This is a genomic window from Pseudomonas sp. PVC-5-1, assembly GCF_057444345.1.
This window is the reverse complement of sequence record NZ_CM172024.1, coordinates 3,134,716-3,159,441: the sequence shown is the minus strand read 5'-3', so window position 1 is coordinate 3,159,441 and position 24,726 is coordinate 3,134,716. Positions and strand designations below refer to the sequence as shown.

The 24,726-nt window shown below is 65.3% G+C and carries 15 protein-coding genes; 4 read left to right on the top strand and 11 right to left on the bottom strand.

Annotation, left to right across the window (positions count from 1 at the left end; all coding sequences use genetic code 11):
* Positions 1–23: 23 nt before the first annotated feature.
* The 3 genes from mobA to AC2T3R_RS14310 all read right to left on the bottom strand — a co-directional run bounded on the left by mobA (position 24) and on the right by AC2T3R_RS14310 (position 4,976).
* Entirely contained in the window at positions 24–599 is a 576-nt protein-coding gene (gene mobA / locus AC2T3R_RS14320) for a molybdenum cofactor guanylyltransferase MobA (RefSeq protein ID WP_061552590.1), read from the bottom strand.
* A 61-nt stretch (positions 600–660) separates the two neighbouring features.
* On the bottom strand, positions 661–3,789 hold the full coding sequence (locus AC2T3R_RS14315) for a multidrug efflux RND transporter permease subunit (protein ID WP_486743818.1): 3,129 nt from the start codon (positions 3,787–3,789) through the stop codon (positions 661–663).
* A gap of 11 nt (positions 3,790–3,800) precedes the next feature.
* Complete coding sequence (locus AC2T3R_RS14310) at positions 3,801–4,976, bottom strand: efflux RND transporter periplasmic adaptor subunit (protein ID WP_410952381.1); 1,176 nt, start codon at positions 4,974–4,976, stop codon at positions 3,801–3,803.
* Between the two features lie 273 nt (positions 4,977–5,249).
* On the opposite strand from AC2T3R_RS14310, the gene AC2T3R_RS14305 reads away from it, so the two are divergent.
* The gene (locus tag AC2T3R_RS14305) at positions 5,250–5,951 is read left to right on the top strand and encodes a response regulator (protein ID WP_003259958.1); all 702 of its coding nucleotides are present in this window, start codon (positions 5,250–5,252) and stop codon (positions 5,949–5,951) included.
* A 6-nt stretch (positions 5,952–5,957) separates the two neighbouring features.
* Positions 5,958–7,256, top strand: coding sequence for an ATP-binding protein (locus tag AC2T3R_RS14300; RefSeq protein ID WP_013972839.1), 1,299 nt, complete (start codon positions 5,958–5,960; stop codon positions 7,254–7,256).
* Positions 7,257–7,372: 116 nt separating this feature from the next.
* Here AC2T3R_RS14300 and AC2T3R_RS14295 read toward each other — a convergent pair whose 3' ends face one another.
* The 4 genes from AC2T3R_RS14295 to nfrB all read right to left on the bottom strand — a co-directional run bounded on the left by AC2T3R_RS14295 (position 7,373) and on the right by nfrB (position 14,618).
* Positions 7,373–8,464: a GGDEF domain-containing protein gene (locus AC2T3R_RS14295; RefSeq protein WP_100413866.1), complete on the bottom strand. Its 1,092-nt coding sequence runs from the start codon at positions 8,462–8,464 to the stop codon at positions 7,373–7,375.
* Positions 8,465–8,602: 138 nt separating this feature from the next.
* Positions 8,603–9,442, bottom strand: coding sequence for a DUF4434 family protein (locus AC2T3R_RS14290; protein ID WP_410952383.1), 840 nt, complete (start codon positions 9,440–9,442; stop codon positions 8,603–8,605).
* Positions 9,442–12,447: a phage receptor gene (locus tag AC2T3R_RS14285; RefSeq protein WP_486743817.1), complete on the bottom strand. Its 3,006-nt coding sequence runs from the start codon at positions 12,445–12,447 to the stop codon at positions 9,442–9,444. The genes AC2T3R_RS14290 and AC2T3R_RS14285 overlap by 1 nt, the downstream gene beginning before the upstream one ends.
* Complete coding sequence (gene nfrB, locus AC2T3R_RS14280) at positions 12,444–14,618, bottom strand: cyclic di-3',5'-guanylate-activated glycosyltransferase NfrB (RefSeq protein WP_486743816.1); 2,175 nt, start codon at positions 14,616–14,618, stop codon at positions 12,444–12,446. The genes AC2T3R_RS14285 and nfrB overlap by 4 nt, the downstream gene beginning before the upstream one ends.
* Before the next feature lie 193 nt (positions 14,619–14,811).
* On the opposite strand from nfrB, the gene AC2T3R_RS14275 reads away from it, so the two are divergent.
* On the top strand, positions 14,812–15,243 hold the full coding sequence (locus tag AC2T3R_RS14275) for a PACE efflux transporter (RefSeq protein ID WP_025339342.1): 432 nt from the start codon (positions 14,812–14,814) through the stop codon (positions 15,241–15,243).
* 181 nt (positions 15,244–15,424) lie between these two features.
* Positions 15,425–16,984: a threonine ammonia-lyase, biosynthetic gene (gene ilvA, locus AC2T3R_RS14270; RefSeq protein ID WP_410952385.1), complete on the top strand. Its 1,560-nt coding sequence runs from the start codon at positions 15,425–15,427 to the stop codon at positions 16,982–16,984.
* Positions 16,985–17,187: 203 nt separating this feature from the next.
* Here the strand turns inward: ilvA and AC2T3R_RS14265 are convergent, their stop codons facing one another.
* The 4 genes from AC2T3R_RS14265 to AC2T3R_RS14250 all read right to left on the bottom strand — a co-directional run bounded on the left by AC2T3R_RS14265 (position 17,188) and on the right by AC2T3R_RS14250 (position 24,605).
* On the bottom strand, positions 17,188–18,369 hold the full coding sequence (locus tag AC2T3R_RS14265) for a hypothetical protein (RefSeq protein ID WP_039614693.1): 1,182 nt from the start codon (positions 18,367–18,369) through the stop codon (positions 17,188–17,190).
* Between the two features lie 56 nt (positions 18,370–18,425).
* A complete protein-coding gene (locus AC2T3R_RS14260) occupies positions 18,426–18,899 on the bottom strand; it encodes a VOC family protein (protein WP_486743815.1) in 474 nt (157 codons plus the stop codon).
* 110 nt (positions 18,900–19,009) lie between these two features.
* Positions 19,010–20,629, bottom strand: a complete 1,620-nt coding sequence (locus tag AC2T3R_RS14255; RefSeq protein ID WP_247845918.1) for an NADP-dependent glyceraldehyde-3-phosphate dehydrogenase — start codon at positions 20,627–20,629, stop codon at positions 19,010–19,012.
* A gap of 148 nt (positions 20,630–20,777) precedes the next feature.
* Positions 20,778–24,605 (bottom strand): dermonecrotic toxin domain-containing protein, encoded by a 3,828-nt coding sequence (locus tag AC2T3R_RS14250; RefSeq protein ID WP_486743814.1) that lies wholly within the window; start codon positions 24,603–24,605, stop codon positions 20,778–20,780.
* Between the last annotated feature and the right edge of the window lie 121 nt (positions 24,606–24,726).

Genomic DNA, 24,726 nt, shown 5'->3' with positions numbered 1-24,726 from the left:
GCCAACACAGGCAGCAGATGACCTCAGCCCTGCAGCAACTCCGGGCTGTTGAAGTTGCTCAACCTGCGATCATCGTCGGCACATTCCAGCCCCTGCACCGCTTCACGCAGCAAGGCCTTCTGCAAACTCCGCTCTCCCGCCGCCCAGGCCTGCTCCAGCACCGGCAACACCCGGCGTGGCAGCACGCTGAACATCGGCTGCCAGTACCCACCCTGGCGCACCATGGCCGCACTGTCACTGGTCACCGCCAGGTGCAGCAGGTCCTCGATCAACCCCCGGTCAACCAGCGGCGCATCACAGGCCAGCAGCACCACCCATTCATGCCGCGCCACCTTGAGCCCGGCAATCACCCCCGCCAACGGCCCGGGGTAGTCCGCCTCGGCATCGCCCACCAACTGGTCGGCATACGCCCGGTAGGCCTGCTGGTTACGGTTGCAGGAAATCACCAGGTCATCGCTGAGCGGCCGTACCACGCGCTGCACATGCGCCACCAGCGGTTCGCCCTGCCAGTCGACCAGGCCCTTGTCGCGGCCGCCCATGCGCTGGCCGCGGCCACCGGCGAGAATGAGGATGGAGCAGGGGGGCAGGGCATCAGGCATGAAAAAGGGTTCCGGGCAGTCAATGCCGGGAACCCTCCCATTTCACGCGGGGCTTGTCCAGTCAGCTGTCGCTGGTCACGGCCTGCGTGTCGGCATTACCCGCCTGGCGTCGCCCGGCAAGGCGCATCACCACCACGAAGAACACCGGCACGAACACCACGGCCAGGGTGGCGCTGAGCATGCCGCCGATCACCCCGGTACCGATCGCCTTCTGGCTGGCCGAGCTGGCGCCGCTGGCAATGGCCAGTGGCACCACGCCCAGGATGAACGCCAGCGAGGTCATCACGATCGGGCGCAGGCGCAGGCGCGCGGCCTGCACGGCGGCGTCGGCAGCATCCACGCCCTGGTCGACCAGGCTCTTGGCAAACTCGATGATCAGGATGGCGTTCTTCGCCGACAGGCCGATCAGCGTGATCAGGCCGACCTTGAAGAACACGTCGTTGGGCATGCCGCGCAGGGTCACCGCCAGCACCGCACCGAGCACGCCCAGCGGTACTACCAGCAGAACTGCGGTGGGGATCGACCAGCTTTCGTACAGCGCTGCCAGGCACAGGAACACCACCAGCAACGACAGCGCCATCAGCATCGGTGCCTGGCTGCCGGACAGCCGCTCCTGCAGCGACAGGCCAGTCCATTCCAGGCCGGCACCGGCCGGCAGCTGGGCCACCAGGCGCTCGATCTCGGCCATGGCTTCGCCCGAACTGTAGCCGGCTGCCGGTTCGCCGGAAATCGACACCGCCGGGTAGCCGTTGTAGCGGGTCAACTGCACCGGGCCGCTGACCCACCTGGCCTGGACGAAGGCGCCCAGTGGCACCATCTTGCCGCTGTCGTTGCGCACGTGGATCTTCAGCAGGTCTTCGACCTGGCTGCGCTGGTCGCCTTCGGCCTGCACCACCACCCGCTGCATGCGGCCCTGGTTGGGGAAGTCGTTGACGTAGCTGGAACCCACGGCCACGTCCAGCACCGAACCGATATCGGCAAACGATACGCCCAGGGCGTTGGCCTGGCGGCGGTCGATTTCCAGTTGTACCTGCGGGCTTTCCGCCAGCGAGGCTTCGCGCACGTTGGTCAGCACCTTGCTTTTGCCGGCATTTGCCAGCAGTTCGTCGCGGGCGGCCATGAGCTCGGCGTGGCCCATGCCGCCGCGGTCCTGCAGGCGGAACTCGAAGCCGGTCGACTCGCCAAGGCCGTCGATTGGCGGTGGCAGCACGGAATAGGCCACGGCGTCCTTGAGCTGGGTAAAGGCCATGGTCGCGCGGTCGGCGATCGACTGGGCGCTGTCGTCGGCACCGCGCTCGGACCAGTCCTTGAGCGTGGTGAAGGCCAGTGCCGCGTTCTGCCCGCTGCCCGAGAAGCTGAAACCCAGGATCAAGGTGGTGTTACCCACGCCGGGCTCTTCGGCGTTGTGCGCCTCGATCTGTGCCGCCACCTGTTCGGTGCGCATGCGGCTGGCGCCTGGCGGCAGCTGGATGTCGGTGATGGTGTAGCCCTGGTCTTCGGTGGGCAGGAACGCCGTGGGCAGCTGGCTGAAGCCATAGCCCAGCACTGCCAGCAGCAACGCGTATACCAGCAGGTAGCGGCCGCTGCGCTTGAGTGCCTGCACCACCCAGCGCTGGTAACCGTTGCTCATGCCCTCGAAGCGCCGGTTGAACCAGCCGAAGAAGCCCTTGCGTTCGTGGTGCTCGCCCTTGGCCACCGGCTTGAGCAGGGTGGCACACAGCGCCGGGGTCAGGCTGAGGGCGAGGAACGCCGAGAACAGGATCGACACTGCCATCGACAGCGAGAACTGCTGGTAGATCACCCCCACCGAGCCTTGCATGAAGGCCATCGGCAGGAACACCGCCACCAGCACCAGGGTAATGCCGACGATCGCGCCGCTGATCTGGCCCATCGCCTTGCGCGTGGCCTCCTTGGGCGGCAGGCCTTCCTCGGCCATGATCCGCTCGACGTTTTCCACCACCACGATGGCATCGTCGACCAGGATGCCGATGGCCAGCACCATGCCGAACAGGGTCAGCACGTTGACCGAGAAGCCCATGGCCAGCATCACGGCGAAGGTGCCCATCAGGGCCACCGGCACCACCAGGGTCGGGATCAGGGTGTAGCGCAGATTCTGCAGGAACAGGAACATCACCGCGAACACCAGCAGCATGGCTTCGAACAGGGTGTTGATGACCTGCTCGATCGACACCTTGACGAATGGCGAGGTGTCGTAGGGGATGTCGTACTTGACGCCTTCGGGGAAGTAGCGTGCCAGGTCCTGCATCTTCGCCCGCACCAGGGTGGCGGTTTCCATGGCGTTGGCGCCCGGCGACAGCTGCACGCTGAAGGCGGTGGCCGGCTTGCCGTTCAGGCGCGTGCCGTACTGGTACTCCTGGGCACCGATCTCGACCCGGGCGACATCGCCGATGGTCACCGTGGAACCGTCCGGGTTGGCACGCAGGACAATCCCGGCGAACTCCTCGGGGGTGCTCAGCTGGCCCTTGACCACCACGTTGGCGGTGATTTCCTGAGTGCCACGGGTGGGCAGGTCACCAATGCTGCCGGGGGCCACCTGGGCGTTCTGCGCGGCGATGGCCTCGGCCACGTCGTTGGGCGTGAGGTTGAAGCCGATCAGCTTGCGCGGGTCGATCCAGATGCGCATGGCGCGTTCCGAACCGTACAGCTGGGCCTTGCCGACGCCCTTGAGGCGGCGGATTTCGTCCATCACGTTGCGCGCAAGGATATCCGACAGGGCGGTTTCGTCGAGCTTGCCGTCTTCGGAGGTGAGGGTGGCCAGCAGCAGGAAGCCGGTGGAGACCTTTTCCACCTGCAGGCCTTGCTGGGTCACCGGGCGCGGCAGGCGCGACTCGACCACCTTCAGGCGGTTCTGCACGTCGACCTGGGCCAGGTCCGGGTTGGTGCCTGGGGCGAAGGTGGCGGTGATGGTGGCGCTGCCCAGGCTGCTCTGCGACTCGAAGTACAGCAGGTTGTCGGCGCCGTTGAGCTCCTGCTCGATCAGGCTGACCACGCTCTCGTCCATGGTCGCCGCCGAGGCGCCCGGGTACACGGCGTAGATTTCCAACTGCGGCGGGGCCACGTTGGGGTACTGGGCCACCGGCAGCTGCGGGATGGCCAGGGCACCGGCCAGCAGGATGAACAGGGCGACCACCCAGGCGAATACCGGGCGGTCGATGAAGAATTGCGGCATGAATCAGGCCCTCACTGGCCAGTGTGCTGTGCGATGGGCGATGCCCCTGATGCGTTGTCGACCTGCACCTGGTCACCGGCCTTGACGTGTTGCAGGCCCTCGACCACCACCCGCTCGCCGGGGGCCAGGCCTTCGCTGACGATCCAGCGGTCGCCCTGGGCACTGCCCAGGACTACCTGGCGGTCGCTGACCCGGGCCTGCGGGTCGACCACCAGCACCTTGGGCACGCCAGCGCTGTCGCGCAGGATGGCGCGCTGCGGCACGCTCAGGCCCTTGGGCTGCACGGCCTGCTCCAGGCGCACGCGCACGTAGCTGCCGGGCAGCAGGTCGAGGTCCGGGTTGGGGAACTCGCTGCGCAGGGTGATCTGGTTGGTGCTGGGGTCGACGCTGATGTCGGAGAACAGCAGTCTGCCCGGCAACGGGTAGGTGCTGCCATCGTCCTGGATCAGCGTGGCCCGGGCCTGGCCGTCGCCCACCTGCTGCAGCTCGCCGGCACGCATGGCGCGGCGCAGGGCGTTGAGCTCGCGGGTCGACTGGGTGACATCGGCGTGGATCGGGTCCAGCTGCTGGATGGTCGCCAGGGGCGTGGTCTCGTTCTGCCCGACCAGCGCACCTTCGGTGACCTGGGCGCGCCCGATACGGCCGGAAATCGGCGCGGTCACGGTGGCGTAGCCGAGGTTCAGGCGGGCGCGTTCCAGGGCGGCCCTGGCCTCGGCCACTGCGGCATCGGCCTGCAGGTAGCTGGCCTTGGCGTTGTCGTATTCCTGGCGGCTGACGGCCTTGTCGTCGACCAGTTCGCGGTAGCGCTGTTCCTGCAGGCGTGCCTGGTACAGGGTGGCCTCGGCCTTGGCCAGGGTGGCGCGGGCGCTGTCGTGGTCGGCCTTGAACGGTGCCGGGTCGATCAGGAACAGCACATCGCCCTGCTTGACGTCGCTGCCTTCGCGATACACCCGCTTGAGCACCACGCCCGCGACGCGCGCGCGCACTTCGGCGGTGCGCGGTGCGAGGATGCGGCCGCTGAGCTCACTGCTGATGGCCAGTGGCTGCAGTTGCAGGGTTTCCACCCGCACTTGCGGGGTGGGGGCCTGTTCTTCCTGTTCGGCGCTGTCGTCGCAGCCGGCCACGGACAGGCTCAGGAGCGCCAGAAGCGCCAAACGGCGCAGGCGCGGGGGGAGGGTAGTAGACATACGGATCTTCCGATGATGACCGCCGGTATGCTACGGCAGGCGTTCCTTGCGTGGCTGTTAATACCTGTAGGACGAGTGTGAAAAAGTGTGAAGAACAATCCTGTCTGCCTGTAGTGTTCTATATCCTGAGTATTCCTGTGCCGGCCTCTTCGCGGGCTTGCCCGCTCCCACAGGGACTGCACAGCTTTCAAGTGCTGTTGGGTCCCTGTGGGAGCGGGCAAGCCCGCGAAGAGGCCGGTGAGGTCTTACCCCAACCCAGATTCCCAAGCACCTATGCCGAATATTTTCCTGGTCGAAGACGACAGCGCCCTGTCCGAACTGATCGCCAGCTACCTGCAACGCAACGACTTCCATGTCCAGGTGATCGCCCGTGGCGATCATGTGCTTGACGAGTACCGCCGGCAAAAGCCCGACCTGGTCATCCTCGACCTGATGCTGCCGGGCATCGACGGCCTGCAGCTGTGCCGCCTGCTGCGCCAGGAGTCGCAGGGCCTGCCGATCCTGATGCTGACCGCCCGCGACGACAGCCACGACCAGGTCTTGGGCCTGGAAATGGGCGCCGACGACTACGTGACCAAACCCTGCGAGCCGCGTGTGCTGCTGGCCCGCGTGCGTACCCTGCTGCGTCGCAGCAGCGTCAACGAGCCGCGCCTGGACAACGACCTGATCCTGATCGGTGGCCTGCGCATCGACCTGGCCGAGCGCACCGTGAGCTGGCGTGGCGAAGAGGTGGAGCTGTCCAGCGGCGAGTACAACCTGCTGGTGGTACTGGCGCGCAATGCCGGCGAAGTGCTGAACCGCGACCGCATCCTGCAGCAACTGCGGGGTATCGAGTTCAACGGCACCGACCGCTCGGTGGACGTGGCCATCTCCAAGCTGCGGCGCAAGTTCGACGATAACGCCGGCGAAGCGCGCAAGATCAAGACCGTGTGGGGCAAGGGCTATCTGTTCAGCCGTGTCGAGTGGGAGTGCTGACCGCCCATGCTGAAGATTCTGGTGCGGCTGTACCTGGTGATCATCGTTGCCTATGCCGGTGCACTGTTGTTCATCCCCGACACCATCGTCGGCCTGTTCCAGGACCGCTTCATGGCCTACAACCTGGACCAGGCCAAAGGCGTGCAGTCGCTGATCGTGCGCCAGTTCCGCCAGGCCCCGCGCGAGCAGTGGCCGGCGGTGGAGCAAGAGCTGGCCAGTGATTTCGCACCGCTGGAACTGCAACTGCTGCGCATGGACCAGGCTGACCTGAGCGAGGACGAGCAGGCGCGCCTGGAGCACGGCCTGTACGCCGTGCGCATTGCCGAATGGGGCTACTACGAGACGGTGCTGGCGCCGCTGGACAAGGAATGGCTGGTGCGCCTGCACTCACCGCCAGACCCGCTGGATATCAACGTGCTGTCGTGGGGCGTGACCGTACTGATCGGTGCAGCCATGCTCGGTTGCCTGCTGCTGTGGGTATGGCCGCACTGGCGCGATCTGGAGCGCCTCAAGGAAACCGCCCGGCGCCTGGGCCAGGGGCAGATGGCCGAGCGTACGCACATCTCGCCGCACTCCAACATCGGTGAACTGGCCGGGGTGTTCGACACCATGGCCAGTGACCTGGAACGCCACGTGAACCAGCAGCGCGAGCTGCTTAATGCGGTGTCGCACGAGTTGCGCACGCCGTTGACCCGGCTGGATTTCGGCCTGGTGCTGCTGTTCGACGAAGTGCCGCCGGCCAGCCGCAAGCGCCTGCTGGAGCTGGTGGGGCATGTGCGTGAGCTGGATGAGCTGGTGCTGGAGCTGTTGTCCTACAGCCGGCTGTACAACGCCGACCAGGCCCGCGAGCGGGTCGAGGTGTCGTTGCTGGAACTGGTCGACAGTGTACTCGGCGGCTTTGCCGAGGAACTCGATGGCCGGGGTATCCAGTGGGAGGTGCGGGCCGAGGGGGATTTGCCGCGTTTTGTGCTGGACCCACGGCTGACGGCACGGGCGGTGCAGAACCTGGTGCGCAATGCCATGCGTTACTGCGACGAGAGCCTGTTGCTGCGCTTGCGCCTGGAAGACGATGGCGCCTGCCTGGTGACGGTGGAGGATGACGGGATTGGTATTCCGGTGGAGGAGCGCGAGCGGATTTTCCAGCCGTTCTACCGCCTGGACCGTAGCCGTGACCGCAATACCGGCGGGTTTGGCCTGGGGTTGGCGATCAGCCGGCGGGCGATCGAGGGGCAGGGTGGCACCTTGACCGTGGCGCAGTCGGCGTTGGGTGGCGCGCAGTTCCGGATTCGCTTGCCTGCCGGGTGATGGGCTGCCTGTGCCGGCCCTTTCGCGGGCTTGCCCGCTCCCACAGGGCATTCACAGGGTTCGAAGCCGGTGCGGTCCCTGTGGGAGCGGGCGAGCCCGCGAAGAGGCCGGGCCTGCTAATCACTTTCTGCCAGCCGGGCAGACCACAGCACAAACCGGTCCTTGCCACTGTGCTTGGCCTCGTAAAGCGCCTGGTCGGCGCGCACCAGCGCCGTGGTCAGGCTGTCGCCCTGGTCCACCCGGGCCAGCCCGATGCTGACAGTCACCGGATGCTCGCCAACGTCTTCGCGCACCCGTTGGCACAGCGCCGCCACCCGTTGCTCGGCGCCTTGCTGATCCAGCCCCTGGAAAAAGATCGCGAATTCCTCACCACCCAGTCGGGCAAACTCGTAACCGGCCATGCTCGCCTTGATATGCAGGGCCACGCGCTTGAGTACTTCATCGCCAACGTCATGGCCAAAACGGTCATTCACCCGCTTGAAGTTGTCGATGTCGATCATCGCCAGGTACTGCTCGGCCGTGGCCAGGCGCAGCTGGTGGCCGGCCTGGGCCATGAACGAGCGGCGATTGGGGATTTCGGTCAGGGCATCGACATAGGCCTGGTCCAGCAGCACCTTGGACAGGTAGAAGTTGTGCAGCTTGGCCTTGCGCATCTGCAGGTAGCTGTAGATGACCAGGCCGCTGAGGAACACCGCGTAGCTGATCAGCATGGCGCCTTCGAGTTCGTCCGGCCCGATACGGGTGTGGTAGAACGGGTTGAGCACCACCCAGGTGATGGCCATGGCGCAGAAGAACGACCAGCGCCGCACCGGTAGCACCGAAACGGCATACAGCACGGTGGACACCCCGAGCACCAGCCATACCGGGCGCTGGGCCACCGGGATGCCTTCGATCACCAGGCGCATGCCCAGGGTGATGGCGGCGATGAACAGCAGGTTGAGTACATCGAAGTGATGGCTGCGACGGGTGAACCGCAGTACCACGGTGAGGCTGCCGAGCAGGGTGATGAACAGATAGGACAGCCAGGTGAAACCCTGGCCGCCGAGGAAGCTGACGATCAGGTCGAAGACCAGCCAGATCAGAATGCTGACGCAGAATACCAGCAGGCAGAACGGGCGCATGAGCTCGAATTCGTGCTGGCGGAATTCGGCGCGCAGGGCGGCGGGGGCGACCTGTTTGCGAACGTGGGCTTCGATGGTCTTGAACATTCGGGCTCCTGTGAGTACTGCTATGCCAGGCCCGGCCCTTTCGCGGGCACGCCCGCTCCCACAGGGACCGCACAGGTTTCCGGTGCGGTGGGGACCTGTGGGAGCGGGCGTGCCCGCGAAGAGGCCGGTACTGGAGACTCAATTGGTGGGCAGAACACCCCGGGCCCATGGCCGGTAACGCAGGTCGAACACCGCCTCGGCATGGCACCCGGCGCCCAGCTTCGGCTGGGCAGGCTCAGCCCGAAACGCCTGGCCTGGCGCGCTCACCTGGCGGAACGCCTCGCGCACCACGCCAACCCGGCACGGCAAGGCCTGCTCGTAACCCTGGCGCACCAGCGCGGGCAAGCGCCCGGTCCCGGTGCCATCCTGCCACCACACAGTCAAGCCCAACCCGGCCAGTTGATCCAGCCATGCGGCATTGACCCGCGGTGAGAGTTTGCCGGCGCTGAAAGCACTGATGTGCAAAGGCTTGTCCAGTTGCCGGTTGAAGGCCTGCAACTGGCTGCGCAGGGCATCCCGGCGCTCGGCCTCGCGAAAGTGATGGTCGTCCAGCTCCATGGGCAGGTACCAGCCGTCCACCGGCAACTGCCACGCCTGGCGCAGTTGCTGATACTGGCTGAGCGAGCGCCCCAGCTGCGCCTTCCAGTAGCTGTTCAGGCCTTCACCGTCCAGCTCGTCGATGCGCTGGTAATAGGCCGGGTCCATGTACAGCCCCAGCACCAGTTGCAGGCCCTGGGCACGCGCGCTGCGCAGGCTGTCGGCCAGCCAGCCCCGGGCACCGCCGAAATCGCTGTCGCCATAGGCGCTCCACTGCACGATCAGGGTTTTGCCGCCCTGGGCCACGGTGGCATGCCACAGTTGCTGCCACTGGGCGGGGGTGACATTGGCGTCGCGGTTGAGGGGTTGGTAGAACAGGCGCTGGTCGGCGCTGGCTGGCAGGCACAGGGCAACCAGGCAGAGGGCCAGGAACGTACGCATCAGAAGGTCATCTCCGCACCGACCAGCACGCCATTGGCGCGCTCGTATAGATTGCCGCCCAGCGATTGCTGGTACTCGGCACGCACTTTCAGCGAACCGCGGTAGGCGTTGTAGCGGTCATCATCGAACCACCACTGCCAGCGCACGCCCACCCCGGCCCGAGCGTCCTGGCGCCAGTCGTTGCTCGGGTCCTGGCTGGAAAACTCGACAAAACCATAGGGCATGATGGTTTGCGGTGAGCTGCCCGGCAGCTTCCAGGCGTGGCCTTGCTGGTAGCGCGACAGCCAGGCGTGGTCGCCGGCACGGGTCCACCAGGCGGCGTCGAGGTAGAGGAAGCGTTCGTTCCAGTCGTCTTCATCGACCCGCCAGTCGTTGCGCCAGTCGCCTTGGTCGAGGAAAGAAGCGGTGGCCCGCAACAGCAGGTCGTTGCTCGATTCGGCGTGGTGACGCAGGTCGCCCCAGTTGCCGCCGACCTTGGCGGGGCTAAGCAGTTGGCCCAGGCTCAGCCCGCGGTAGTGTTCCTCGTCGATCTGACGCTGGTGGTACAGCTCGGCATACAGGTTGAGGTTGGCCTGGCCGAATGGTTTGTAGCGCAGGCCGACACCGGTACCCATGCTTTGCGCGTAGTCGGTGCGGCTTTGCCCACCGAACAGCACGCGGCCATACACAGACAGGGTGCTGCCGTTGCGGCTGGGTTCTTCGCCCAGGGCGTGGTCCCACATGGCCAGCTGCACGTTCTGCGATTGCGCGCGGCGCGAAGTGCCGCTGCGCTGGCCATTGTCGAGGAACTTGTCGTTGGTCGAGGTGCCGGCCGGCGACCAGGTGCTGGCCAGGGTGATGGTGTCGCGCCGCGACAGGCTTTCGTGGGCGCGGCGCTGGCGGTACTTGCGGGCTTCCAGGCTGCCGTATTCGTCGTCGCCGTCGACCAGGTCCTGCTCCACATCGAGGATGCGGCGCAGTTCGCGGCGCGCCGAAGCGCTGTCTTCGGCTTCGTCATAGCGCAAGGCCAGCGTCTCGCCAAGGCGGTAGTCCTCGGGGAAGTCGTGGGTGGCGCGTTCCAGGTAGGGGATCGACTGGCGGCGCTGGGCCTTGTCCGTCGAGCCGGCCAGGCGCATGCCGTAGTCGGCGCGGTAGCGTGGCTGGTCGGGAGCCAGGCGCACGGCTTCTGCCAGCCAGGCGCTGCTCTGGGCACTGTCGCCAGCCAGTTGCGCGGTGCTGGAGGCCGCGTAGTAGTGGTCGGCCCGCGGGTTGTGTGCCAGGGCCTGGCGCTGGAAGCCCAGCGCCGCCTGGTATTCGCCTTGGCGCTGGGCGATGGCGGCACCCAGGGCCCAATCGTCGGCGCTATCGTGCGAGGCGGCGTCCCAATAGCGCCGGGCCGCTTGTGCGTCGCCGGCGTTCAACGCGCCGCGAGCGGCAGTGAGGCGGGCGTTGTCGGTCCAGGCACTGTCGGGCTGGGTGCGCCAGATGGGCAGGGCCGCTTCGGAGTCTCCAGCGGCTTCCAGGGCATAGGCCAGGGGCAGGCGGCTCCCGCTGTCGCCCAGGCGCTCGGCGGCCTGGTAGTAGACCACCGCTTCGCCTGGGTGGTCGGGCATGGCGCAGCGGCCCAGGGCGCGGTACTGGCCAGGTTCGCTCGGGGTTGCCGGTACTGCCTGGCGCACGGCATCGCACTGGCCAGCCTCGGCAAGGCGGCCGAGCAACTGGGCCCGGGTAGTGGCGTCGACCCGAGGGACCAGGCCGAGCATGCGGCGGGCGTCCAGCGGGCCGTCGTTACGCGCATACAGGTTGCCAAGGCGCTGCAGCAGCGACGGTGCAAGGCGGCCCTGGTGGCGGTCGTAGGCCTGCTCCAGCAATTGCCGGGCGTGTTCGTCATGGCCTTGCTGCATCAGCAGGAAGGTGGTTTGCTCCAGTGCGGCCATATCGCCGCTCTGTCGATAGCGTTGCTCCCACTCGGCGGCGGTACGTGGTTGCGGGGGCTGGGGCGGGTCGCCGTACAGGCGTTGCTTGAGCACGGCGTAGGCCTTTGGGTCAGTGCTGGCTGTGCAGCCCTTGAACTGCTCGCGCGCCAACTGCGGGTCGTGGCGCGACAACCAGTCCACGGTTTCCAGGCAGGGCCGTTGCAGTTCGTTGCTCAGGCGCTGTACCAGCGGTGCGTCGTCGCCTTCGCGGGCGAGCTCCCACAGTTGCTGGCGCTGCTCGGGCTGGTTCAGCTCTGCGGTGGGCAACGCCTGCAGCCAACGCTGTGCCTGCTGGTTATGGCCGACGGCAATGGCGCGGTTGGCCATGGCCAGGCGAGCCTGGTTGGCTGCGCCGGGGGAGGGGGCGCTGGGGAGCAGTGCTTTCAGCCCTTTCTCATCCACTTGCTGGATGTAGGCATTGGCCAGGCGTTGCCAGTCTTGCGCCGGCAACTGGCCCTGCTCGGCCAGCGGCTGCAGCTGTTCGATGGTCTCCTTCCAGTTGCGCAGTTGTTCGGCGAAGTTGGCCCGGGCCAGGCGCAGAACCTGGCCGTCCCCCTGTGCCGGCAGATGATTGAGCCAGTCCAGCGCCCTGGCAGCACCCCCGAATCTGGCCAGGCTCAGGCTATAGGCCTGCCACAGGCGCACCCGTTGAGCGCCGTCGCTGCTGGCCAGCCATTGTTCCACCTGGATGGCCGGCGGTGGGTCCTGTTCGATCCAGGTCAAGCGTAGTTCCAGCAGGGCGTTGGCGTGTTCGGGGCTGTCACCCAGTTGTTCGGCAAGGGCTTCGGCCTCCTTGTAGCGGCGCTGGTGAGCCAGTGCCTCCACCAGCAGTGCACGCGCTTCGTCGTTGTTCGGCACCCGGCCCAGCACGTGGCGGGTAAGGCGTTCGACCTCGGCCCAGTTGTCCTTCTTCGCTTCGCGGTAGCTGCGCTCCATGAACGGGTAGCTGGTGAACCGCTGAAAGTCGGTCATCGGCGCCGAAGCGGCGCAGGGCAGGGCGGCGGAACACAGCAACAAGCCAGTGAAGGTGAGGGAAAAGCGCGGCTTCATGCCACCTCCCGGGTCAGGTCAAAGGCGGCCTGCTGTTCGCTGGCCTGTTCGATCAGGGCCTGCTGCAGCACCTGCTCGGTGATGATGCCGCGGGCGATCAGGTGCTCGCCGAGGCTCTGGTGTTCCGGGTCGAAGTCGATCAGCGCCTGGTTGAACAAAGTGACCGGGACCATGCCGCGCACCTGCAGCAGGGCGCCGAGCATTACCTGGTGATGGCTGACCTGTTCCAGCAGCACTTCGTCGTCCTGGTGGCGCTCGAGGATGGCCAGCATGTCGCGGGTTTCCGGCTTCTGCCAGGGGCTTGGGTAGTGGTAGCGCAGGCCTAGGGTCACCCGGCCCTGGGGCGCCAGGCGGGCGCTGACCGGGCGCTTCAGGTGGCGGCTGATTACCCCCAGCGACACCTGGCTGACCGGGCTTTCGCTGGCCAGTACCAGCGTGTCGCCGTCTTCGGCCACCGGTAGCACGCCATAGTGCGTCGCCAGCTTGCGCGGCAGTTTGGCGATCAGCTGCGGGTCGAGCTTGAACGGGTTGAGCGGTGCCCAGGGCAGGTCCATTTGCTCGGCCAAGGTGGCGACCAGCTGTTCGCTGTTCAGCCAGCCGCGCAGCAGCAGCTCGCGGCCCAGGCGCCGGCGTACCGGGCTGGTGATCGCCTGTTGCAGTTGTTCGTCGCTGATCAGGCCCTTGGCCACCAGGCGCTGACCCAGCGGCGTGCGGGCGGGGGCAGCGATGGCGGGGAATTCGTGGGTGGTCTTGTCCCAGGCCACGCGCCGCGAGTCACCCATTTCCATCACCTGGCGCAGGGCACGCAGGTTGGCGAAAAAGTTGACGAAGTTGCTCCACATCATCCGCGGTGCCGACAGCAGCCCTTCGCCAATACCATAGAAGCGGGTGACGAACCAGGCGCGCTGGAACAGGCGGTTGAACAGCATCAGCCCGTTCAGCCACAGCAGGGTGGTCAGCAGCCAGCTGTCGCTGAGGATCGACATGAAGCGCCACGACTCCGGCGCAATCACCGTGACCAGCCACATGGCCAGCAACACCAGCAGCAACAGGTTGACCAGGAAACTCAGCAGGTAGGCGAACAGGCCGCGGCGGTCACGCCAGAGGAAGTAGTTGAGCGCGCCCTTGCGGCTCCAGCCTAGGTTGCTGGTGCCCTGGAACACGATGCCGACGATCCACCGCGACTTCTGCCGGATGGCATGCTGCCAGTCGCGCGGGAAGTGCTCGCGCACGCAGATCACCTGGGAAAATTCGCGGCTCATGCCCGGGCGCCATTCCTGCTTCAGGGTCAGCGCCGGGTCGGTGATGGAGTAGCGGGCGAAAATGCACTTCATGCCCTTCTGTTTCAGGCGGAAGCCGATGTCGTAGTCTTCGGTGAGGCTCTGCACGTCGAAGGCGATGCCGTCGCCGTCCTCGAGCAGCGCGCTGATGGCACGGCGGCTGAAGCAGGTGCCGACCCCTGCGCTGGGCACCTGGCCGGTCAGGGCCTCGCGCACGATCACGTCCTTGCCGTGGTTTTCGGCGAACTCGTCGACATAGTGGCCGGCGGTGAAGCCTTTCCATTCCGGTGCGTAGGGGTACACCGGGATCTGGATCATGTCCTTGTTCGGCAGCAGGTAGTTGAACAGGCGCAGCTCCATGGGCGAAATCACGTCTTCGGCGTCGTGCAGGATGAAACCGGCAAACTCGATGCCGGCGTCCTGCTGGAAGCGCAGCAGCGCGTCGATGATGTTGTTCAGGCAGTCGGCCTTGCTGGTGGGGCCGGGGCGGGCGCAGACCACCTTGTGCACGTTGGGGTAGTGCAGGCACACGGCGTCGACATCGGCCTGGGTTTGCGGGTCGTTGGGGTAGGTGCCGACGAAGATCTGGTAGTTCTCGTAGTCGATGGTCGAGGCTGCCAGGCGCGCCATCTCGCCCACCACGCCCACTTCGTTCCAGGCCGGGACCATGATGGCCAGCGGTTTCTCCGGTACCTCGAACAGGCGGTTTTCGTCGGCTTTCTCGTACTTGTCGTAGATGCGAAAGCGCCGGATCAGCTTGCGGCCCCAGTAGCACAGGTCGATGAACAGATCATCCAGACCCAGCAGGAACATCAGCGAGGCCAGGATGATCGCGAGGATCTTCAGGCCGAACAGCACGTAGGTGAGGAAGTCGATGAATACCAGGCTCATTTGCCGGTCACCGACAGGAAGGGGTGGGCCATCGTCTTTATCCTCGTTCGATTCCCTGGACGAAGTTGTACGACTTGCTGCCGTTTGTACTGGATAGATACAAGCAGCCGAACGCGGGGTTGTCCAAATTTCAGGCTTTTTCTTGTGGGCCACTTCTTGTAGTTTTACAGGTCGTTTACCCAGGGAGCTGAACATGCAAGGCAAGGCACGCAAGATCGTCCAGGCCATCCTTTACGAGGCCATCGCCGTCGCCTGCGTGGCGCCCGCGCTGGAGCTGGCGTTCGGTGCCGGCATGGCGCAGTCGACCGTGCTGTCGGTGCTGATGTCGGGCATCGCGATGAGCTGGAACATGGCCTACAACTGGGTGTTCGAACGCTGGGAAGCGCGCCAGCACCGGCGTGAGCGCACTTTCCTGCGGCGCCTGCTGCATGCGCTGGGCTTCGAGGGCGGGCTGGTGCTGATCCTGCTGCCGCTGGTGGCGTACTGGCTGGATGTCAGCCTGTGGGCGGCATTGCTGACCAACCTGGCGTTGTTCGTGTTCTTCTTCGCTTACGCGTTTGTCTTCCAGTGGGGCTTCGACAAGGTATTCGATGTGCCGCTTTCGGCGCAGCAGGCCAAGTGTTGACTTTGTGCTGCGCTACCGGCTAAGTTCCTACCCCATGAAAACTTTCCAGCACGTCAACGCCATTATTATTACCGCCATTATCAGTTTGGCGGGCTAGCGCGTACGTGCACCGAACCCGCCCTGGAGGCGGGTTTCTTCTCTCTGACTCCTGGGCAACGTGAACACAGCCAAGGAGTCATCGATGACCAGCTTCGTCAGCCCTCGTTCTACCGTCACCCCCCAGCAACTGCTGTCGGAGCAGGTGCGGCGCATTCTTGCCGCCCCGGTGTACGACCTGGCCATCGAAACGCCTTTGCAAGTTGCGCCTGCGTTGTCTGCCAGCCTGGGCAACCAGGTATTGCTGAAGCGGGAAGACCTGCAACCTACCTTTTCGTTCAAGATCCGCGGTGCGTATACCCGCCTGTCACGGCTGAGTACCGTGCAGCGCGAGCGCGGGGTGATCACCGCCTCTGCGGGCAACCATGCACAGGGCGTGGCCCTGGCGGCATCGCACCTGGGCATGAAGGCCACCATCGTCATGCCTACCACCACGCCGTCGCTGAAGGTGGAGGGTGTACGCTCGCGCGGTGGTCATGTAGTACTGCACGGCGAGAGCTTCCCCCATGCCTTGGCCCATGCGCTGAAACTGGCCGACAGCGAAGGCGCCACCTTCGTGCCACCGTTCGACGACCCGGATGTGATCGCCGGGCAGGGCACCGTGGCCATGGAAATCCTGCGCCAGCGCCCGGGTGCGCTGGACGCCATCTTCGTGCCAGTGGGCGGTGGTGGTCTGATCGCGGGTATTGCCGCTTATGTGAAGTACCTGCGCCCGGAGGTGAAGGTGATCGGCGTCGAGCCGGAGGACTCCAACTGCCTGCAGGCTGCCATGGCGGCCGGTGAGCGGGTGATCCTGCCGCAGGTCGGCACCTTCGCAGATGGCGTGGCGGTAGCGCAGATCGGCGCCCATTGCTTCGAGTTGTGCCGGCACTTCGTTGATGAAGTGGTGACCGTGAGCAGCGACGAGCTGTGCGCGGCGATCAAGGACATCTACGACGATACCCGCTCGATCACCGAGCCGTCAGGCGCCCTGGCCGTGGCGGGGATCAAGAAATATGTGGCGCGCGACGGCGTGCAGGGGCAGACCCTGGTGGCCATCGACTCCGGGGCCAACGTCAATTTCGACCGCCTGCGCCATGTGGCCGAGCGTGCCGAACTGGGCGAGCAGCGCGAGGCGATCATCGCTGTCACCATTCCGGAGCAGCCGGGCAGCTTCCGCGCCTTCTGCCAGGCCCTGGGCAAGCGGCAGATCACCGAGTTCAACTACCGCTATTACCCTGGCAAGGAGGCGCGGCTGTTCGTTGGGGTGCAGACACACCCACTGCACGACCCGCGTGAGCAGTTGCTGGCCAGCCTGCATGAGCAGGGCTACAGCGTGCTGGACCTGACCGACAACGAACTGGCCAAGCTGCATGTGCGCCATACCGTTGGCGGCCATGCCGCGCCCGGGGCTGACGAGCGGGTGCTGCGCTTCGAATTCCCCGAGCGCCCGGGTGCTTTGCTGGGCTTTCTGGAACGGCTTGGCAAGCGCTGGAATATCAGCCTGTTCCATTACCGCAACCATGGCGCGGCAGAAGCACGGGTATTTGCGGCGCTGGAAGTACCGGGGGATGAGTTGGCGGGGTTGCCGCTGGCGCTGGATGAGATGGGGTACCGGTACTGGGATGAGACCGACAACCCGGCGTACAAGCTGTTCCTGGGTTGATACGCAAACCTCATGCAGCCTGTATGGGCCTCTTCGCGGGCACGCCCGCTCCCACAGGGACGGCGCATGGCTTGAGGTTGGTGCGGTCCAGGTGGGAGCTGGCTTGCCGGCGATGGGCCGCGAAGCGGCCCCTGGGTTTCAGCACTCGTGCATGAATTGCCGGGGCTGCTTCGCAGCCCATCGCGCCACAAGGTAGAGGGTGCTCAGCGCTCACGCATGAAGAAGCCGGCGACGAATTTGCGGAAGGTTTCCAGGCTCTTGAAGTCGGCGTAGCGCTTGAAGTTCTCGGTATCCGGTTCGGGGCCGATTGGCTGCTCCAGCAACGATACCGACAACACCCGGTCCTGGTCCGAGGTCATTACCAGTTCGTCCATCACCTGGCCGCCGATCACCGGCCGGCGCATCTGCACTTTCACGCCTTTGCCGGCCATCCAGTCGACCAGCGACACCAGGGCCTTGAGCGGCTCGCGTTCTTCATCGCGGTAAACCGGGAACAGATGAGCACGCGATAGCACCGGCACGCTGGCCACATGGATCAGTTCGTAGTAATGGCTGCCGGCACTGGTCGGTGAATAGAGCATCAGCGCCAGCAATGGCCCGCTGGTGCGGTTGCCGCCCCAGTAGAGGTGGTGCCCCTGGAAGTCGAAGCCGTCTTCACTTCGGTTATTGAACAGCTTGCGTCCCTTGATCTGGTCCACGCAATCCAGCAGCAGGCCGTGGCGGCGGTGGTTGCCGAACACCGTGGCTTCACGCAGGCGGGACTTGAGCATCATCATGTGCTTCATGTCCAGGCGGGTTTCCAGGTAGTTGCTTGCGGGCACCCGTTCCAGCAGCGGATAGCGGCTGGCAACGCTGCGCAACTCGGCAAACTGCCCGGTCAGGTCCTTTTTCAGGTGCGTGGCATACAGGTTCAGGCCGCTGGTCTCGATCCAGGTCAGCAACAGTGACAGCAGGCGCTGTTGTTCACGCCGTTCGCTGCCGTCGCCACCACTGCTGGTGGTGCTGCTGCGGAAATCACCAATCAGGCGCAACGGTGTGTCGGGCGGTAGCCAGGCAGCAGGTGGCGCAGGGTCGTTCTCGCGCTCGGTCGCTTCGCGCTCGTCCTTGGTGAACGGGCAGCCAGGCGCGTGTTCGGCAGTTCCCGGGTTGTTCTTGAGAAACAGCGTACCGGTGCTGCCGTTGAGGGTGACATTCAGTACCGGCAAGGCATCGTTGCGGCAATCGCAGGCCAGCCACTGGTTGGCGTTGCGCACCTTCATCAGCAACTGGTTGGCCTGCAGCAGGCGCGGGCCGGTGAGGCTGCCGGTGGCAAAGCCGACCAGCAGCTCTTCTTCTGCAGGGGTCAGGCTACGGACCTGTGCGGCGGTTTTGTCGATGATTCGCATGAAGCAGCTCCCAGCTACGAGCCCCAAGCTTCAAGCAAAGTGGCGCCGCTTTCAACTTACTGCGCAGTGCCAGCGAACATCTTCGCAGCACGGGCGCTAATTTCATCGGGGGTCAGGTCCTCCTTGTGGGTGGAAACGAACCAGATGTTGCCGAAGGGGTCTTTCAGGGTGCCGCTGCGGTCGCCGTAGAACTGGTCCGTCACCGCACGCAGCTGGGTGGCGCCGGCCGTCAGGGCCTGGGCATAGACATTGTCGCAGTCCTCGACATACAGGTGCAGGCCTACGCTGGCGCCGCTGAGCTTCTGGCTGGCGGTGAGGCCGCCTTCCATGTCGCAGGGGTCGCCCAGCATCAGCGACGAATCGCCGATTTTCAGCTCGGCATGGCCAACGCGGCCGCCAGGGGCATCGAGGCGGAACATTTCCACCGCGCCAAAGGCCTTCTTGTAGAACTCGATGGCCTTGGCGGCGTCGTTGATGGCCAGGTACGGCGTAATGCTGTGCTGGCCTTCGGGAATGGGTTTGGCTGCCATGTTCGACTCTCCTTGGAAGTGGGCGCCGGTTGGCGCCCTTTTGCTTAGAGTCGTTTGCGCAGATGGAAAATCGACAGGGGTGATAGATCGATTCTCTATAAGCGTGGCGGTCAGAAGATGTAGTCGGTGGTCAGGAAGGTCGACTGCCGGTTGCGAATGATCTCGCTGATCAGTTCCTTGTTCGCCTCCTGGAAGCGCGTCGCGACCAGCGTGCGGATAGAGAACACTCGCAGGGCGTCGTGTACCGACAGGGTGCCTTCGGCGCTGTTCTTGCGGCCGTTGAACGGGTAGGTGTCGGGGCCGCGCTGACATTGCGCATTGATGTTGATGCGCCCGACCTGGTTGGCAAAGATGTCGACCAGGCTGCCGATGGTCGCCGGGTCATTGCCGAACAGGCTCAGTTGCTGGCCGTAGTCGGAGTCCAGCACATAGTCGATCACCGTCTGCAGGTCGCGGTAGGGCACTACCGGCACCAGCGGGCCGAACTGCTCCTCGTGGTACACGCGCATGTCGCTCTTCACCGGGTACAGCACGGCGGGGTAGAAGAACGAGCCACGGCTGTGCCCACCACCTTCGTTGAGCACGCGTGCGCCCTTGGCGGTGGCATCGGCGACCAGGCCGTCGAGGTAGTCGACCTTGCCGGGCTCGGGCAGCGGTGTCAGCGCCACGCCAGGCTCCCAAGGCATGCCAGGCTTGAGCGCGGCCAGCTTGCGCTGGAACTTGTCGAGGAACGCATCGACCACATCCTCGTGCACGAACAGGATCTTCAGCGCCGTGCAGCGTTGGCCATTGAACGACAGCGCACCGGTGACGGCCTCTTCGACGGCGTTGTCGAGGTCCACCTGGGGCAGCACGATGCCCGGGTTCTTGGCATCCAGCCCCAGCGCGGCGCGCAACCGGTGCGGGCGCGGATGCAGCTTCTTCAGGTCGCTGGCGGCCTTGTGCGTGCCGATGAAGGCGAACACATCGACCTTGCCGCTGGCCATCAGCGCACTCACCGTTTCCCGGCCACGGCCGTAGATGACGTTGATCACCCCCGGCGGGAAGCTGTCGCGGAAGGCTTCGAGCAACGGTCGAATCAGCAGCACGCCGAACTTGGCCGGCTTGAACACCACGGTGTTGCCCATGATCAGCGCCGGGATCAGCGTGGTGAAGGTCTCGTTCAGCGGGTAGTTGTATGGGCCCATGCACAGGGCCACGCCCAGCGGTGCTCGGCGGATCTGGCCGAGCGTGCCCTGTTCCAGCTCGAAGCGGCTGGAACGGCGGTCGAGGTCCTTGAGGGCGTTGATGGTATCGACGATGTAGTCGCAGGTGCGGTCGAATTCCTTTTCCGAGTCCTTGAGGTTCTTGCCGATTTCCCACATCAGCAGCTTGACCACGGCCTGGCGCTGCTCGCGCATGCGCGCCAGGAAGGTTTCGACATGCTGGATTCGCTCGGCCACGCGCATGTTCGGCCAGGCGCCACGGCCTTTGTCGTACGCCTGCACGGCGGCATCGAGGGCGGTGAGCGCGGTGTCGGCATCGAGCAGTGGAGCGCTGCCCAACACCACCTGGTGCTCATCGTCGCCTTCCTTGAGCCAGACCGGGCTGCGCACTGTGGCCAGTGGGCCGTCCCACCGCCTGAGCTCACCGTTCACCAGGTAGTCGCGTTGTTCCAGGGGGGCTTCCAGGCGCCAGGTTTCCGGGATGTCCTCGGCGCTGGGGAAGAGTGAATCGAGCAGACGGTCCATGGGTACTGCACCTCACATTGCTGGGTGGGTTTCGAGCTGGGTGAAACGCTTCAGCAGCGAGCATGCACCGCTCGCCGGAAAAACACCAGTCTGGCTTAACATGACCACCCGCGCCTGCCTGTTGGGCAGGCAGGCATCGGTATCCCTGTCAAAGCGGGAGGTTGAACAGGTCATAGGGTGGGTGCGTCAACCATTGCTGGCGCAGGGCCGGGTCTGCGTCGATCAGGGCCAGGCGCCGCCAGAACTCTGCACGGGCTTGCCGTGGGCGGGACACGAACGGTTCAAGTTCAAGCAAGGGCCTGAGGTCGCGCCGATACTGCAGCGGCAATCGCTGCCACAGGGCCATTTCGGCCGGGCCGGTCTGTTCGAAGAATTCCAGGTAGTCGCCTTCGCACACCAGCAGGTCCACTTGGTGCATCGCGTTGTAGGCCTCGATCTGCGCAAGCACTGGTGAACCCAGCCATTCGCTTTCCAGACGCAGGGCGTTTGCGACTGGCCGTGGTACGTTGAAACCGTCAGGCAGCCGCAGCAGTTGGTTGTCGCCAATGTCCAGGATGATGGGCTCGATCATCTGGTCCAGGCCTTGCGGCAATTCGCTGAGCGCACAGTCGTTCAGGAACAGTGTCCTCAGGTAGCCCAGCCCGCGCAGGTCCGGGGCCTCTAGCAGCGGGTTGCCCGAAAGGTCCAGTACGTTGAGCCCGGAGCAGCGGTTCAGTGCCTGCTGGGCCTGGGTACTCCAGGTGATGCGGTTGCCTTCCAGGTCCAGCCAGGCGAGCTGCTCAGGGCTGCCCAGGTGGGGCACGGTGTCGAACCGACAGTCGGTCAGCAGCAGGCGATTGAGGTTGGGGAAGCGTTCGTGGAATTCGGCCGGCAACTGGCTGAGCGAACGGTTGTAGCTGAGCGACAGGTGCTGCACATGGGTGAAGTCGTCCGGCAAGGCCAGGCTGGCCAGGGCCTGGTTGTCCAGGTCCAGGCCGGAAAGGTCCAGGCTGTGCAGGCGGCCACCCCCTTCAAGCGCTATTGTCGACAGCCGTCGCCAGGCGTTGAGGATGGGGCGGATGGCCAGGTGTCGCTGGTGAGGGCGCTGGGGATCGGGCCGCGCCCATTCATGCAGGTCGCGGCGCAAAGTATCCAGACGCTGCTGCAGGTCGTGCAGGCGCTGTGTGGGTGAGCGAATGTCATCGACGTACAGGTTGTCCTCGTCGTTGCCTAGCCAGTTTTCGAATTCCCAGTCGGTGGCGTCAGGGAACAAGCGGCGATAAGCCCCGGCCAGGGAGCTTGCCAGGCGCGGCTGAGGCGGTTCGGGGTCAAGCGGCCGACCGCCGCGCAAGCTGCCCATGGGCTTGCGCAACAGCGCGCGATGCCCCCAGAGCCGTTGGGCGAGTACCTCCCTGTGGTGGTCGACCCAACCCAGTACGCGCTGGCGTAGCGAACTGCCATCGGCCGTCGTGATGCCCAGCGTATCGCGATGCGGGCGCGGCAGTGCCTGCTCGATGGCGCGGCAGAGGTCTGGATCAAGCGGTGCAGGTGCAGGGCGCTCGCCCCGGTCGACCTCATAGCCTTCGACCGATTTGATCACACGGCGCAGGGTGCCGGCCTGTTCGCGGCCGACATGCTCCAGCAAAGGGCCTATAGGGCTTGCACCGTGCAGCTCCAGGCGCAGGTCCGCGGGCCAGTCGGGCATGGCATCCAGGGCGCTGAACAGCAAGCGTTCGCTGTCGCTGCTGGCCCGGGCTGGCTGAAGCACACCTTCCAGTGCACGTACCAGCGGCAGCTCGCTGTGCACCTGCTCCAGCAACTGGCGAACCTGTGTGGGCAACTGACTGTGCTCTTGCCAGGCGAACGTTTCGGCCTCGCTCAGCGGCGCCAGCAAGCGTCTGGCCAAGGCAGGGGACAGCCGCGCATAGGCGTCGAGCAGCTTCTGCGTTGCCGGGGTGGCGGGCGCGCTGCCATTGTAGAGCCGCTCGAACAGGCCTGGCGAGGCGTTGTCGGCCAACGCCTCTACCTCGGCCTGTGCCGTCATGCGTTGCAGGGTATCGAGCAACAGCGGGGGCGTTGGTTGGCCTTCCAGGTGCACCCGGCGCAAGCGCGCGGTGTCGATGCCGCAGAGGCGCCCTGCCTTGGCCAGCTGTTCTGGTGTGAACGCGGCATACGCCTCGCCAAGACGGCGCGCCAGCTTCGCGAATGGCCACTGGCCGGGTTGTTCATGCTGGCCGCGCCAGGCACCTTGGGCATTGTGCGCCAGCGGTGGCTGCCAGGCATCGGGCGTGTCGGGGTGAATGGCCCGCCATTGCTGCAGGTTGTGGTCAAAGCGTTGTTCGAAGAGCTGGCCGTCCATGCGGATGAAATACCGGCCCTGGTACAGGTACTGGCCAAGTGCATTGGGCTGCAGGGTTTGCGGCAGTGTCACGGCACTGCGGTAGGGGGCGAGGTCTTCATTCCAGAGCCGGTAGCGCCCGTCGCTGCCGCGTACCTGCTGCAGGCTTTCCATCAACGGGCTGTTGAACAGCTTGGGTACCACCTTGCCCGCCGCCACGAAGCCGCCGATCAGGGCCAGGTTCAGGCCGACCGCCTCCAGGTGGCGCAGCGCCAGGTGACGGTCGCCTTCATGCCAGGCCTGGTAGCCTTCGAAGGCCTCGCCGAGCAGTTGGCAGGCCGTGACGGCCAGCATCAGGGTGCCAGCACCTGGAATGAAGAACGCAGCAATATTCAGAGCATCCAGGCCAAGGTTTTCCCACTCATCCAGGCGCCTGGCCCGCGCGTTGGCATCGGCCATTGCTGTCGGGACCGCCAGCAGGCTGGCTTCGTGCTTGAGGCGGGCCAGGTGCAGGTCCTGGTAATGGCCGAAAGGCTCGGCTGTGATAGCCACGCGTGTGGGACGCAGGTCCGCTTGCGCTGCACGCTGCCAAGGGCGGTCATAGGCAGTATTGCCTGTGGCGTCGAGGTTCTGCTGCAACAGGTCGAGAAAGTGCGTGCGCTGGTCCTGCCTGATGTAGGCCGTGAAGGCTTGGCGGGCATCGGGCTCCAGCAGCAAGGTCGCCAGCGTGTCGTGTACCGCGTCCAGGTTGCTGCATTGGCGCAGGGCCGGGTCATGGCCGGGCAGATACAGCGCCAGCCCCGCACCGCCGGCATCGATCAGCATGACCTCGTGCAGGTGCGTGCCGAACAGCGCCAGTTGCCAGCACTGTACGGTGCCCCCCCGCAACAGCCGTTCGATCTGGTCAAGGGTGCTGCCATCAAGCAGGTGCCGCATATAGGCAAGGTCGGCCGCCAGGCGCAGGCGGTCTTTCTGCACCCTGATGGCCAAGCCCCGTGTGGCGGGTTGGGCGAGGTGCTGTTCCAGGTGGGCCTGGTAAGCCTTGCCCAGGTCCAGGTCACGGCACAGGGTGGCGAAAGCGGCCGGTTCGAGTGGTAGCCGTTCCACCTGGTAGTGCTCCGACTGCAATGGAAAGTGTGCGATGGGCACTTGCATGCCAACGGGGACGGCGCCTTGTATCTGAATCGGCGTGACGTGAATGTTATCGCCCAGGGCAATGGCACTTTCAGCAGTGAACACCTCGTCGCTGGCGAAGTTCTGCAGCGCGGCCTGCAGCAGGTTGTCGCGTCGATGGCTTGATAGATAGCGCAGGGCGGCCCAGTGCCAGCTGCGCTCGACCCGCAATAGCTGGCTATTGCGCAGCTGCGCGTGAAAGCCGTGTTCGGCAAGACGCCGTTGCAGCAATGGCTCGGCAAATTCTGTGATTTGTTTCAGGCCTTTGAGTGAGTTGGCCAAGGCTGCTTGCGCCTGCATCAGGCGCGCCTGGCTGGCACACGCTGCTTCACGCAGGTCGGGGGCAGCATTGGCGAACCAGTCCTGCCTCTTCCACGGGGCGACCTGGGTTTGCTTCAACGCGGCCCACTGATTGGGCGTTACCTGGCGAGCCCAGTGCGGCAGCTGCGCCTGAAGCAGGGGTTGATGGGGGTTGATGGCTGGCATGTCGACGCTCCTTTCAGGCAAAGGGGGCATCAAACGTCAATTCCAGACAGGCGAGTGGTAATGGGATAACGCGGCTTGGATCTATCGATGGAAATTCGCTGTCTGAATCAGTCATTCATGC